This window comes from Streptomyces sp. NBC_00425 (assembly GCF_036030735.1).
GTDB lineage: Bacteria > Actinomycetota > Actinomycetes > Streptomycetales > Streptomycetaceae > Streptomyces.
In genome coordinates this window covers 712,780-726,670 of record NZ_CP107928.1, presented here as the reverse complement: position 1 = coordinate 726,670, position 13,891 = coordinate 712,780, and the positions used below count along the sequence as shown (strand labels likewise).

General features: G+C 71.9%; 11 protein-coding genes. 2 read left to right on the top strand and 9 right to left on the bottom strand.

What is annotated here, in order from left to right; all coding sequences use genetic code 11:
- Positions 1–71: 71 nt before the first annotated feature.
- From OHS82_RS03280 to OHS82_RS03250, 7 genes are all read right to left on the bottom strand, one after another.
- Positions 72–3,209: an amino acid adenylation domain-containing protein gene (locus OHS82_RS03280; protein WP_328433220.1), complete on the bottom strand. Its 3,138-nt coding sequence runs from the start codon at positions 3,207–3,209 to the stop codon at positions 72–74.
- Between the two features lie 45 nt (positions 3,210–3,254).
- Positions 3,255–4,607: an MFS transporter gene (locus OHS82_RS03275; RefSeq protein ID WP_057574907.1), complete on the bottom strand. Its 1,353-nt coding sequence runs from the start codon at positions 4,605–4,607 to the stop codon at positions 3,255–3,257.
- Positions 4,608–4,653: 46 nt separating this feature from the next.
- Positions 4,654–5,733 (bottom strand): thioesterase domain-containing protein, encoded by a 1,080-nt coding sequence (locus OHS82_RS03270; RefSeq protein WP_057574908.1) that lies wholly within the window; start codon positions 5,731–5,733, stop codon positions 4,654–4,656.
- Between the two features lie 48 nt (positions 5,734–5,781).
- Positions 5,782–6,699: a formyltransferase family protein gene (locus OHS82_RS03265; RefSeq protein ID WP_057574909.1), complete on the bottom strand. Its 918-nt coding sequence runs from the start codon at positions 6,697–6,699 to the stop codon at positions 5,782–5,784.
- A 35-nt stretch (positions 6,700–6,734) separates the two neighbouring features.
- Positions 6,735–8,264 (bottom strand): FAD/NAD(P)-binding protein, encoded by a 1,530-nt coding sequence (locus tag OHS82_RS03260; RefSeq protein WP_079040944.1) that lies wholly within the window; start codon positions 8,262–8,264, stop codon positions 6,735–6,737.
- Positions 8,265–8,359: 95 nt separating this feature from the next.
- Positions 8,360–9,649, bottom strand: a complete 1,290-nt coding sequence (locus OHS82_RS03255; RefSeq protein WP_328433219.1) for an adenylosuccinate synthase — start codon at positions 9,647–9,649, stop codon at positions 8,360–8,362.
- Between the two features lie 73 nt (positions 9,650–9,722).
- Positions 9,723–10,904: an NAD(P)-dependent malic enzyme gene (locus OHS82_RS03250; protein WP_328433218.1), complete on the bottom strand. Its 1,182-nt coding sequence runs from the start codon at positions 10,902–10,904 to the stop codon at positions 9,723–9,725.
- 216 nt (positions 10,905–11,120) lie between these two features.
- Here OHS82_RS03250 and OHS82_RS03245 point away from each other — a divergent pair, with 216 nt between their 5' ends.
- Entirely contained in the window at positions 11,121–11,279 is a 159-nt protein-coding gene (locus OHS82_RS03245; protein ID WP_157876259.1) for a hypothetical protein, read from the top strand.
- Positions 11,280–11,414: 135 nt separating this feature from the next.
- Entirely contained in the window at positions 11,415–12,638 is a 1,224-nt protein-coding gene (locus OHS82_RS03240) for a helix-turn-helix transcriptional regulator (protein ID WP_328433217.1), read from the top strand.
- Positions 12,639–12,694: 56 nt separating this feature from the next.
- Here the strand turns inward: OHS82_RS03240 and OHS82_RS03235 are convergent, their stop codons facing one another.
- Positions 12,695–13,084 (bottom strand): hypothetical protein, encoded by a 390-nt coding sequence (locus tag OHS82_RS03235; RefSeq protein WP_328433216.1) that lies wholly within the window; start codon positions 13,082–13,084, stop codon positions 12,695–12,697.
- A 231-nt stretch (positions 13,085–13,315) separates the two neighbouring features.
- Positions 13,316–13,879, bottom strand: coding sequence for a DinB family protein (locus tag OHS82_RS03230; protein WP_057574915.1), 564 nt, complete (start codon positions 13,877–13,879; stop codon positions 13,316–13,318).
- Positions 13,880–13,891 lie beyond the last annotated feature (12 nt).

Sequence of the window (13,891 nt, the reverse complement as noted above, 5' to 3'; positions counted from 1 at the left end):
GTCGTTCCCTTCGGGTCGGAACGTCGAAATGCCGGAATCATGCGGACTGCTGCGAGCCCGTCGGGCAGGGATCAGGCGGTGGTGCGGACGAGGTCCGCGAAGGTCTTCACCAGGGCGTTCGCCGCGGTCGGATCCAGCGCGTCGGCACGGGAGTTGACGACCAGGCGTAGTCCGCCGTCGGCCCGGGGCCAGACCTCGGTCTGGATCTCGGCGGGGATGCCCAGGTAGGGCAGCCGGTGGAAGGCGGTGGTGAGGCCCGTCAGGGGTAGTTCGGCGGTGCTGTTGTCCTGGAGCGCGAACACCGTCTGGAAGAGCGGACTGCGGTTACTGCGGGGCGGGTTGACCAGACGGACGGCCTCGGTGAAGCCGATGTCCTGGCAGGCGAAGGCCTCCCGCACCAGCCGCCCGGCCGCGGCGGCACGCGCCGCGCCACCGCCGTCGCCGAGGGCCGCGCCCCGCAGCCGTACGCACACCATGCCGATGTGGCAGCCGACGGCGCTCTCCAGCAGCGGGTCCACACGCTGTGCGACAGGCACGCCGACGCCGAAGTCGTCCTGCCCGGTCAGATCGGCGAGCGCCCGACCGTACAGCGAGAGCAGCACCGCGAACCGGGTGAGCCCGGCGTCCGACGCCAACCTGTCGACACCGGCGGCCTCGGTGGCCGTCAACGCGACCTCAGTACGCAGGACTTCGGGTCCGGCGGGGGCCCGGGGCACGGGCAGCCGCAGTTCCGGGACGCCGGTGAGCGCGGCCGTCAGCCGCTCCCGCTGCGCGGCCGCGTCGGCGGCCCGCTCATGGCGGGTGCGCACCGCCCACACCTGCGCGGCCGTCGGGGCCGGCGTCCAGGCGGGGACGGACCGGTCCAGGCGGGCGTTGTACGCGGTGGCCAGGTCGGCGGCGAGCACGGACTCGGACCAGCCGTCGAAGGCGATGTGGTGCACGGCGTAACCGAGGACGGTGGTCCGGGTGCTGGCGACCGGTGCGAGCACCGCCCGCCACACGACGGACTCCGCCGGGTCGAGGGGGGCCGCGAGTGCTTCCCGTACGGCGGTGAGGGCGGCCTCGGCCGAGGCCGCGAGCGGCAGCTCGGCGGGCCGCGGCGGCGGTTGGTCCGCGGGGACGGCGAAGGCGCGGGCCTTGTGGGTGCGGTACGCGGAGCGCAGCGCGTGGTGCCGGGCGTGCACGTCGGCCAGGGCGGCGGTGAGCGCCGTACGGTCCAGGTCGCCTTCGATCGTCCAGGCCGCTAGGCAGTGGCCGGAGCGATCGTCCGGCTCCAGCAGGTGGCGGATCAGGAACCCCGACTGCACGGACGTGAGCGGCACCTCGTCCGGTGCCCGGTCGGCGGTCGGCGCGTCTTCCTCCCCGGTCAGTTCTGCCAGCCGGGCGCCGAGGGCGGCGGCCGTGGGGTATTCGAAGAGCGCGGCCAGCGGTACGGGGCGGCCGAGCCGCGCGCTCAGCCGGGCGCACACCCGTCCGGCGCCCAGCGAGGTGCCGCCGAGCGCGGTGAACTCGGCGTCGACGGGCACGGAGGTCCGGCCGAGGACGTCGGCGAAGACGGCGGTGACGAGGTCGAGGTGCGGGTCGCCGCTCGTCGGTGGGGACGACGGTTCGACCGCCGGAGCGGATGCGGTGACGGCGGATGCGGTCGGGGTCTCCTCGCCCGGCAGCAGGTCCAGCAGGGCGCGTTCGTCGAGTTTGGCGTTGGCGGTCAGCGGTAGGTCGTCGACGCTCAGCAGGTGGTCGGGGCGGTGATAGGAGACCAGGGCCGCGCGTACGGTCTCCAGCGCCCCGTCGAGCGGGTCACCGGGCCGCGCCGGGAGGCAGAAGGCGGCCAGGCCGCGGCAGGCGCCCGCCTCGTCGCGCAGGGCGAGCACGGTGGCGCGGCGCACGGCGGGCAGCAGGGCCTCGATCTGCCGCTCCACCTCGGCCGGTTCGACCCGGTGCCCGCGGATCTTGACCTGCCGGTCGGCACGGCCGAGGTAACGCAGCAGACCGTCCTCGTCCCAGGCGGCGAGGTCGCCGGTGCGGTAGACGCGCACGGGGGCGCCCTCGATGGTGACCTCGGTGAACTTCTCGGCGGTCAGCTCGGGGCGGCCGAGGTAGCGCAGCGCGAGTCCGTGACCGGCGATGCACAGTTCACCGATCTCGCCGACGGCGCAGACGCGGTCGCCGTCGAGGACGTGCACCTGGGTGTCGGGAACGGGCCGGCCGATCGGGATGCCGCCCGGCCGCCCGCAGTCCTCGGGCCGGATCCGGTGCGTGGTCGCGAAGACGGTGCTCTCCACCGGGCCGTAGCCGTTGATCAGGGCGATGCCGGGGTGACGGTCGAGGAAGCGGCGAACGTGCGGTACGGAGAGGCGCTCGCCGCCGGTCATGACCTGGCGTACCCCCGTGAACGCGTCCGGGTCCTCGTCGACCATCATGTTGAAGAGGCTCGCGGTCAGCCAGACCGTGTCGACGCCGTGCCGCGCCACGCCCGCGCGCAGGGCGCCGGGCGAGAGGTAGGGCTCCGGTACGACGACGGAGGTGCCGCCGTTGAGGAGCACCGACCACAGCTCCAGCGAGTAGCCGTCCCACGGCACGGGAGCGGCCTGCGGCACCGCGGTGTCCGCGGTGAACCGGGCGAAGCCGTCGGGGCGGAACAGCCGTACGGTCGCCCGGTGCGGGGTGAGGACGCCCTTGGGCCGGCCGGTGGTACCGGAGGTGAAGAACACGCAGCAGGGATCGTCGCCGGTGACGGCGACGGCCCGGAACCCGGCAGCCTCTCCGTCGACAGCGGTGAGCCCACCCGCCGGAGGCGTCCAGCGCATGACCCCCTCGCCCGGCACGGCGCCCCCGTCCACCGCGTCCACCAGCACCCGCGCGTCGGTCTGTTCGAGCACGTCCTGGACGCGGGAGGCCGGCCAGGCGCCGTCGACCAGGGCATAGGCGGCGCCGAGCTTGAGCACGGCGAGCACGGTGGCGACCAGCTCCGCGCCGCGCGGCAGCCGTACCGGCACGAGGTCGCCGTGGCGTACCCCGAGGGCCGCGAGCCGGACCGCGTACGCCGCGGAGGCACGGTCCAGAAGGCCGTAGGTGATGCTCCGCTCGCCCTCGACGAGACACACCGCGTCGGGGGTGGCGGCCGCGATCGCGGACGTGATGCCGTGCACGGACTCGCCCCGCGGATAGGGGCGGGCGGTGCGGTTCCAGCGCGGGTCGGGTTGCATACGTCCTCACACTTGGGGGTTGGGGCGGCCGGGTGGGGCTGAGGGTCAGTGGCTCGGCGCCGGCTCGGGGTCGTGGTCCTTGGCGGGCTCGCGGGTCTTCTCCGCCGCCCGGGTCAGCGGCGGGCAGGCCAGGCCCGCCACCAGCAGGAGCGCGGCCAGGACGACCCAGCCAAGGCGGCCCTGGTGTACGGCCAGGGCCGTGACCAGGTACGGGCCCACCGTCTGCTGGAAGCCGCGGCCCAGGGCGAACACGCCCTGGTACTCGCCCTGTCGGCCCGGTGGCGGCAGGTGCAGGGAGAGTCCCCAGGAGCCGGCCGCCTGGCCGAGTTCACCCAGGACCAGCACCGCGGTGCCGATCAGCAGCAGCGGTACGGCGACCCACGCGTCGGCGTCCTGCGTCAGCGCGAAGAGCAGGCAGCAGACGGCGAGCAGGACTCCGGAGCGGCGCAGCAGCCGGGCGGCTCCGGGAGCGGTCTCCGCCCCGCGGCTCGCGGCGACCTGGAACGCGATGACCAGGACCGTGTCCACCATCAGCAGCACGGAGTTGACCGCTCCCGGGGCATGCGTACGGCCGATGATCCACAGCGGCAGCGCCACCGTGAGGATCGGCTGGTACAGCTCCAGTACGCCGCACAGCAGCGACAAGGCCACGAATCGGACGTCCCGCAGCCCGGACCGCGGCCGCTTGGACCCGTCGAGTGCCTTGACGGCGTCCTCGTCCTCAGCGGTCTCGTCTCCGGCGGTCTCCCCTTCGGAATCCGCGGCTTCCTTCGCGGCGGCCGCACCGTCCCGCCCCGGCAGTCTCGCCGTCAGCACGGCGCAGCACGCGTGGGCGGCCGCCGTCAGCAGGATCACCGCGAGGAACGCGGACCGCCCGCCGACCGAGAGCGCGCCGCCCGCAACCGCCGCGCCCAGCAGAAAGCCGAGGTTGAACAGCGACCGCATCTGGGCGCTGACCTTCACCCGGGCGTCGGTTTCGAACACCTCATGGGTGAGGGTCATGCGCAGCGGATGGGAGGCGGTCTCGCACACCGAGATCGCGCAGGCCAGCGTGACGAACCCGGCGAAGCCGCCGACCGCGCTGTACGCGGTGAACAGCGCGGCCAGCGCCGCGTAGACGGCGAGCAGCGGACGCCGCGCGCCGAGCCGGTCGGCGAGCTTGCCGATCGGAACCGTGAACAGCAGTCCGGCCAGACCCGCGATGGAGAGCCCGAGCCCCACCTGCCCGGCGGTCAGGCCGACGGACGTACGGAAGAAGATGGCGCTGGAGCTGAGGAAGAGGCCGAAGCCGACCGACTGCACCACGGTCAGCACCGCAAGCCCACGGGCCGGTCCGGGCGCCGGCACCATGTCGGCGGCCCAGCTGCGGACCACCGTGGCGGCCCTGTTGCCTGCCACTGTCAATTCACCTCGGGATACGGGAGTTGGGCGTACGAGAGCGGTCTCAGCCCGCGTACGACGCGAGCTTCTTGGCGAGGACCTGGGCGAAGCCGGCGTCGCGCAGCAGCGGCAGCGTGCCCGCCGACTCGAAGGTGTGGGTCTCGGTGGTGGCGGCCACCCGACCCCAGTCGGCCTCGGGGCGGTCGGCGTGCTCGGCCAGCTGGAAGACGGTGACCTCACCGCCGTAGGGACGGGGCTCGTAGTGCTCCTGGGCGAAGATGCCGGCCGCCCACACCGCCTGCCGCCAGTGCAGGTCGGCCGGGTCGACGTTCTCGTCCAGCCAGGCGATGTCGACCATGCCGCGCATCAGCCGCTCCTGGTCGGTGAGCAGGTCGGGCACCTCGAAGCGCTCGCGCAGCGAGGCGAGGCGGAAGTCGTACAGCTCGCGAAGGCCCCAGGCGGCGTCGAGTTCGGTGCTGCCGGGCGGCATGGTGTTGACGACGGCGAGTACGGCGACCTGCTCGCCGCTCTCCTCCAGCTGCCGGGCGATCTCGTAGGCGATGCGGCCGCCGGCGCACGGTCCGACGAACAGGTACGGGCCCTCGGGCTGGACCGCGCGGATGTCCCGCAGGTAGCGCGAGGCCATCTCCACCAGGGACAGCGCGGGCCGCTCCCGGCTCCACATGCCGACCATCTCCAGGCCGTACGCGGGCCGTTCACCGCGGAAGGAGTCGACCAGGTCCGCCAGGAAGCGCACGTTGCCGGTGCCCCAGTGGAAGCAGAAGACGGGCGTGCCGGTGCCCTCGGCGACCAGTGGCACGAGCGTCGGCGACGGCTCGGTACGCAGCGGGCTCAGGCCGGTCTCCCAGACGGTGCTGAAGTCGGGGTCGGCGGGGCCGTCCGCCGGGGCGCCCGCGGCCGGTGCGCTCAGGGCGTCGGCGAGGGCGGCCGGGGTCTTGTGCGTGTAGATGTCGTTGGCCGACATCTCCAGGCCGCGCTTGCGGGCCTCGGTGACGACGTTGACGATCAGCAGCGAGTAGCCGCCGAGGTCGAAGAAGTCGTCGTCCTCTTCGACGTCGGTGTCGAGGAGGTCCTCCCAGATCTCGCTGACGATCTGCATGATCTCTTCGCGGTCCAGCGCCATGGGGCGTCCCTTCGTAGCAGTGGGTGAGGGGTTGGGCGGGGTCGGGGTTCAGGCGGGCACGCCGGCCAACTCCGGGCGGCGGCTGGTGATCCCGGCGAGAATGCCGCCGAGTTCCAGGCGCTGCGGGGAGCCGGGCGGGGTGTAGGCGCTGGTGAGCAGGTCGATGACGGCGCGCGGCCGGAAGAGCTCGATGCCCTTGCGGTGCAGTTCGTCGAGGTCGGCCCGGGACAGGTGCGAGTAGTAGCCGACCTCGTCGGGGTCCTGCGGCCGGTCGGTCCAGTTGCCGTCAGCGGCGGCCGAGGCGATCGCGTCGAGCAACAGCGCGGCGGCCTGTCCGCGCTGGGCGGTCATGTTCTCCAGCACCGAGATTCCGTAGTCGAGCGGCGCGCTGGACACAGCTATGACGCCGCCCGCGTCCCACTCCTCGTTCACCCGGTGCAGGGTGAATCCGGCCTCCCGCTCGCCGTGCAGCATGGACCGGGCGAAGGTCAGCACACCGCGGTAGCGAGGCAGGATGCCGGGGTGCAGGTTGGCGAAGAGCGCGGGAGCGCCGGGCTCGGGCCGAAAGTGGTCGATCAGCGGCGCGCGGAACTTCTGGTAGCAGCGCACGGAGAACGCGGCGCTCACGTTCTCGGCGGCCAGGTAGGAGATGAACGCGGGTGAGTTGACGTCCTCGACGACCCGGACGACCGCCCGCTCGCGGTACAGCTTGGCGATGCCGGCCGGGGGCAGCAGGGCGCCGTGCAAAGGGGCCGGGAGGCTGTCCAGGTACGGGTGGACACAACTGTTGAGCAGGGTGCGCTCGTAGGTGAACAGTTCGCGCAGCTCGGGCTCGGCCTTGGGGTTGGGCCGCTGGTGGGTGTAGCAGACGTACGGGGTGTGGCCGGCTTGCAGGACGTCGTCGAGCACCTGCCCGACGATCAGATGGGACGTGAGGTCGTTGCCGACGAGGAACGCCACCCGCATGAGGGATCTCCTGACGGTGGGTACGGCGGCCGGGATCAGGCCGCGGCGGGGCTGTCGAGACGGGTGAGGGCCGCCGCCACGGCGCTGTGGGCGTTGGCGAGGTTCGTCTCGAATGAGTTGGTGTAGAAGTGCACGCCTCTGGTGAGGGGACCGATGTAGTGGGCGCGCGCGGAGAGCGAGCCGTCGCGGCGCACCACGCGCAGGGTGTCGAAGTCGACGTCGATGCCGCCGAGCGGATGCGGGGTGATGTCGCCGCGCATCAGCAGGTTCTGGATGAGTGAGGAGTCGGAGCATTCGAGGGCGAAGCCGGTGCCGGTGGCGTTGACGAGCCACTCGACGTGGTGCGCGGCGCCGCCCGCCTCGATGCGGAAGGCCCGCGCGTCCTCGTCGTACGACACCGAGGTGAGGTCGCTGGCGACGACGAAGGCGCCGTCGGTGGCCATGTCGAGCAGTCGGCGGGCGTTGTCCAGTGGCATGCAGTGGCGGAACATCGACCAGATCGACAGGTGCTCGGTCATGAAGGAGGCGCGGGCCTCGGGTGACATGCTGCGCCACACCAGCGGGACGATTTCGGAGGTGGCGTCGAGGATCGAGTACCAAAGGGTCTGCCCCTTCTCGGCGAGCTCGACGTCCTTGGCCAGTGTGTGGGTGAACGTTTCCTCTGGGCGGGCCAGCACCCGCGTCCAGTCGATGGCGATCCCGAGACCGTCCTCGAGCTCGCGCCGGAACAGCTCGGCGACCTCGGTGAACTCCAGCTGCCGGGTGAAGTCGCCGGTCAGTCGCCGCAGGTTGGCCTCGGTGACATGCCGCAGGGTGTGCCGCACGCGCGGGCCCTGGACCTTGGGCAGGGAACGGCGCCGGGAGAAGCAGGTGATCGCGCCGCGGTGGCCTGTGGTGCGCAGCTGGAGCAGGGCGTCGACGGCGGTGAGGCTGGTGCCGAGGATGCCGACGGTGGCGTCCGGGCCGATGGCTTCCAGGCCTGCGCCCTGCCACATGGAGTGGACGTAGGTGGGGAGCTTGGTGAACTCCAGGTACTCCGTGGAGGGCAGGTCGCCCAGGCACAGAAAGACCCGGCCGAAGACGAAGTGGTCGAGTCCGGCGATGAGATGGACTCCGCGCTCGTCCTCACGGCAGTCGCTGACCACGGACTTGTGGGTGACGACCTTTATGCCGCGCTGCCGCGCCTCGGCGAGCGCCTCCTCGAAGAACTCCTGGAGGTACTCGGCGAACAACCGGCGCGGCACGTATTCCCCCGCCTCCGATGCCGACGCGTCCTCGCGGCCGGCCAGCCAGCGCACGAAGTGGTCGGGGTCGTCGGCGTGCACACTCATGGTGGCGGCGCGCATGTTCAGCAGGTGGCAGTCGTGGGGCGTGCTGTAGGCGACGCCGGCGCCGAGCCGCTCCTTGGTCTCGAATATGTGGATCTCGGCTCCGGCCGCCCGGCCGCCTGCCACCAGGGAGCGGACGAGGGCGACGAAGACGCCGACACCGGTCGCTCCCATGCCGGCGACCGCGTAGCGGTGGTCTGCGCCGGTCGGCCGCACTACCCCGTGTTCGACTGACATGGTGGTTGGGTCGAGCCTTTCGTCGTGAAGGGGCGGGACGATGTGGGGAGAGGACTGCCCGTTGATCTCCGAGGGGGTGCGGCGAGCCGGCCCGGTCAACGGCCGGGCCGCGGGCCGCGGTCGATGAGCTGGTCGCGCTCGGGGCCGACGGAGACGTAGCGCACGGGTGCGCCGACGAGCTCCTCGACGCGCAGGACGTAGGCCGCGGCGGTCGGCGGGAGCCGGTCGAAGTCGCGGATGCCGGTGAGGTCCTCGTCCCAGCCGGGCACGGTCTCGTAGACGGGCCGGGCCCGCTCCAGCAGATGGTTCATCGGGAAGTCGCCGGTCGGCCGGCCGTCGATCTCGTACGACGTGCAGATGCGCAGCTCGGGCACGCCGCTGAGGCTGTCCAACTTGGTCAGGGCGAGTTCGTGGGCGCCCTGGAGGCGGACGCCGTAGCGGGAGGCGACGGCGTCGAAGGGGCCGATGCGGCGCGGGCGGCCGGTGTTGACGCCGTACTCGCCGGAGGCGCGGCGCAGGGCGTCCGCCCAGTCGCCGTGCTCCTCGGTGACGAACGGGCCCTCGCCGACGCAGGTGGAGAAGGCCTTCATCACACCGGTGACGTGGGCGAGCCGGGCGCCGGGCAGGCCCGAGCCGACGGGGGCGTGGCCGGCCAGCGTGCTGGCGGAGGTGGTGTACGGGTAGATGCCGTACAGGACGTCGCGCAAGGCGCCGAGCTGGGCCTCGCACATGATGCGGGCGCCCCGCTGTTCGGCGCTGGCGAGCTCGGGCACCACGTCCCGCACATACGGCCGCAGCCGCTCGCCGTACTCCAGGCCCCACTTGACCATGTCGTCGAGGCTGATCGGCGGCCGGTCCGGGTAGAGGCCGGCATGGGCGAGGTTCTTCCACTCGACGACCGGGGCGAGGCGGTCGCGCAGCAGGTTCTCGTCGAAGAGCTCGCCGATCGCGATGGCCCGCTTGAGGTGGCGGTCGCCGTAGACAGGGGCGATGCCGCGCCGGGTGGAGCCGAAGGGTCGGTCGGCGAGCCGGTCCTCCTCCCAGGCGTCCTGGTCGCGGTGGAAGGGGAAGCAGACGGTGGCCCGGTCGGAGACCCGCAGTCCCGAGGTGTCGATGTCGCGCTCGCGCAGCTCGGTGAGCTCCGCGTCCAGCGACTCGGGATCCACGGCGGTCCCGGGGCCGATCACGTTGACGGTGCCGGGCTGGAAGATACCGGAGGGGACGAGTCGGAGCTTGAAGGTGCCGAGCTCGTTGACGACCGTGTGGCCGGCGTTGTTGCCGCCCTGATAGCGGACCACGAGGTCCGCGTCCCGGGCCAGATAGTCGATCATCCGGCCCTTCCCCTCGTCGCCCCAGTTGATGCCGACGACGGCGTGCAGCGTCATGACGGTGTCTCGTTCCCTCGGTTGGTCGGTCGTGTGCGGTGTCGGGTCGGGTGAGCGGTCGGTCGTGCCCTCGTCAGACCCGGGCCAGCCCCTCCGCCCGGGCGGCCGCGGCCACCGCCTCCGTGACCGCGGGAGCCACCCGGGGGTCGAAGGAGTCGGGCAGGACGCGGTCGGGCGTGAGCTCGCCGGCGATCACGTCGGCCAGGGCCTTGGCGGCGGCCAGTTTCATGGACTCGGTGATGCGCGGAGCGCGCACGCGCAGGGCGCCGGCGAAGATGCCGGGGAACGCCAGGACGTTGTTGACCTGGTTGGGGAAGTCGGAGCGTCCGGTGCCGACGACGGCGGCGTAGCGGTGGGCGCGGTCCGGGAGGATCTCCGGGTCCGGGTTGGACAGGGCCAGGATGATCGCCCCGGGTGCCAGCGTGGCGAAGGGCTCTTCGGCCATAGGGCTGCCGGACAGGCCGATGAAGACGTCGGCGCCGCGCATGGCGTCCGCGGTGGTGCCGGTCAGGCCACGCCGGTTGCTGTCCTCGGCCAGTGCCCGTTTCGCGGGGTTCAGGTCGTCGCGCCCCTGGTGGACGATGCCCTTGCTGTCGCAGGCCACGATGTCCCCGATGCCGGCGTCCAGGAGGATGCGTGCGACCGCGATCCCGGAGGCGCCGGCACCCGCGACCACGGCCCGCAGTTCCCGCAGCTCGCGGCCGGTCACCCGGGCCGCGTTCCACAGCGCGGCGAGCGTGACGACCGCAGTGCCGTGCTGGTCGTCGTGGAAGACGGGGATGTCCAGCCGCTCCTGGAGCCGGCGCTCGATCTCGAAGCAGCGCGGCGCGGAGATGTCCTCCAGGTTGATCCCGCCGAAGGCCGGGGCGAGCCGCGCCACGGTCTCGACGATCTCGTCGGTGTCGGTGCAGTCCAGCACGAGCGGCACCGCGTTGACCCCGGCGAGCTGCCGGAACAGGATCGCCTTGCCCTCCATGACCGGCAGCGAGGCCTCGGGGCCGATGTCGCCGAGCCCGAGGACGGCGGTTCCGTCACTGACGACGGCCACCGCGGAGGACTTCCAGGTGTAGTCGTATGCCAGCTCCGGCTGCTCGGCGATCGCCGAGCAGACCCGGGCCACGCCGGGCGTGTACGCCAGGGAGAGGTCCGCCGCGTCCGCCAGCGGTGCCGTGGCGACCACCGCGAGCTTGCCACCGCGATGGTAGGCGAGGACAGGGTCCTCGGTCGCGGTGGGAAGGTCCAAATGGCTGGTCATAGACGCCCTTTCGTTACGGCGGTCGTTGGCGGGCGCACCGCCGACCATTGCGGGTTGCCCTAACGCTACGAAGGACTTTCCAAAATTGTCAAGTGTTGTCAAACCTTGCCGCCAGTGACTACGGTTCCCTCGCATCCGCCGGCCCAAGGGGGGCGCCCGGCGCGACGGCAGTCGCCTGGGCGGTGCCGCGAGGACACCCGAGAGAGACCGAGCCACTTGAAGAACGTTCTGCACATCACGGCGACCCTGGGCCTCTCGGTCCTTCTGTCACTGCTCGGCGCCGAGGTCGCCGGGGCCACAGCGGGGGACACCGGACGGCAGGTCACGGCCGTGACGCCCCAGGCCACGCCGACGGTCGACATCGACTGGCCGTAACCGGCCTCCTCCCGGCCGTCCACCACCCTGTACAGTGGTTGCCACTCTTCGGCAATCCTTGCCAGGCTGGCGGACGGTCGGCCCGTTTCGGCCCACCGCCGTACGACAACGTTTCTACTGGGGCGGTGACAGCGGATGCTGGAACAACCGGAGTTCGGTCGGCGTCTGCGACAACTGCGCCTGCAACAGGGCAAAACGCAGGCGGACCTCACCGGCCCCGGAATGTCGGCCACCTATCTGTCCAGACTGGAGTCCGGCGGCCGCCCGCCGACGCCCCGCGCGGTCGGTTACCTCGCCGAACGGCTCGGAGTGCCCGTCGCCTCTTTCGAGCAGCCACCGGCGAGCGATCTCGGCGACGTCCTGGCCACCCTGTACACGCTGTCCGGGAGCGAACGCGACGCCGAACTGCGCGTCATGCTCCAGGGCGCCCTCGCGGAGCCCGGCACCACCGACCAACAGACCCGCTGGCAGGCCCTGGCCCATCTGGCCCGCCTGCACGGCGCGCTCGGCGACTACGCGGAGGAGCGCGACACCCTGGGGGAGCTGCACCGGCTCAGCGACGCCCTGGCCCGCCCCGCCCTCCAGGTGCACACTCTCATCCGGCTCGCCCGTTCCCTGCGCCATCTCGGCGACGCGGCCAAGGCCCGCGACCTCGTGTGGGAGGCTCTGCGCCTGTGTGAGCAGCACCACCTCCAGGTGCCCGCCGCCGATACGGCCCGCAGCCGGCTGCTCCTCGCCACTACCGAGGCCGAGCTGGGCAACCTCGCCGAGGCCGCCCGGCTGAGCGGCGAGGTGTGCCACACGCTGCCCCGGACCGACGGGGCGCTCGCCGCGGAGTCCTTCTGGGTCGCCGCCACCGTGCAGACGAGGCTGGGCCAGTACACCCGGGCCGCCGAACTGCTCCGGCACGCCCTCGCCGCGCTGGACAGCCATGAGGACCTGACGCTGTGGATGCGCCTGCGGCTTGCGGCGGCGTCACTCGCACTCCAGACCGTCCCGCCGCGCGTGGAGGAGGCCGCCGCCCGCCTCCGTGAGGTCGAACCAGCGCTGGACCTCGTCGGCTCCCCACTGCACCGGCACGAGTTCCAGTTCCTGCACGCCCAACTCCACTACCGGCAGGGCGACCTGGCCACCGCCGAGACACTGTGCGGCCGGGCCGAGGAGGGCGCCAACCTGTTCACCTACCGTGACCGAGTCCGCCTGGAGGCCCTGCGCGGCCTGCTCGACATCCATTCCGACCGGCCGGGCGCCCTGGACCGGCTGCGCAAGCTGGCCACGACGGTGCAGGAGGCCGGCCTGCCGGACCTGGCCGCCGAGATCTGGCGCACGGTGGCGGAGGGGGCGGCGCCCCGGTCGTAGGGCGCGTCACCGCTCCCGCCGTACCCCCTCGATCGCCCGGTGGAGGCAGCGGGCGGTCAGGCGTCAGGGTCGACTTCGGGGTGCGTGAACCGCACGGGCCTGCCCAGCGACCGGGCGTAGGCGATTTCGGCTCGGGTGCTGTCCCCGATGTAGTCGCCGACCACGAGCACCTCATCCGCGAGCCGGATCTTCGCTCGGTGCAGTTCGTCGAGCCGAACCTTGAGCGCCTCGGCCTCGGCAGGATCGGACCGAAGGGCGTGCGGCGACTTCATGTCACAGCCCGGTTTGACGACGATGTTTCCGGCTTCGGTCTCCCGCTGATCGGCCTCGGTCATCTCGGTCATGAAGCGGGTGGAGCCGCAGATCACGACAATACGCGGGAGGCTCAACTGCTTCTTCGCGTCGGTGAGTTTCTCCTCGGGAGTGAGCGGTCGCGGGTATGCCACTGGTTCCTCCTGGTGGTGTGATCCGAGGGGCGCCTGCGGAGACGAGAACCAGGGTGTCCAAGATCCCGTGCCCGCGCTGCGCCACGGGTGCGCCGGGTCCTTGACCGAACGCGAGAACGTCCCCAAGCCTCGGCGGATGGCGGTGCTCACGTTCGAAGGCGTGCAACCAGGCCGCCACGGCGAAGCGCCCGGCCGGTGAGGTTCCGAAGCTCGATCGCCGGTTGCCGGAGGTCATGTTCGGCGCGGTACGGTCCCGTCCCGCCGGCGGTAGAGGTCGCGCAACAGGGAGATCTCGGCGCCGTGATGGATCAGCTCCCTGTTGACGTGCAGGATCCTGTTCTCCATGGGAAACCGCTCGGGACCCGCCGTGGGCGGATTCTCCAGGTCGGCGTCCGAGAGCCCGCGAACCCCCGCGTTCCATCTCCCGTACATCTCATCGAGCTGTTTCAGTGCCTCGTCAGCGGTCCCCGCGTAGGCGAATTTCCCGTAGTCGACGTCCTGACCGCCGAAGTACCAATCGACGCGACAGCCCAGACACGAGACGATGATGTGCGCCAGCCGCCAGGCAATCGTGGTCACCGGCGCCGGTACCGGGTCAGGGGACGCGAAGTCCATCGTCCATTCCCCCGAACCCGCCGACATCGGTGCCGCCGACGTGCCGCGTGGGCGGATGTTCCAACAGTCGCGCACCGGCTCCCAGAAGTACTCCTCATCGGTAAGACCGTCCAGCCGCGGGCGCAGGTTCTTCTGCCAGTACCAGTCCAGCTGCTCCGCGAGCCGTTCGCTTCTTGTCATCTCCGCACACTA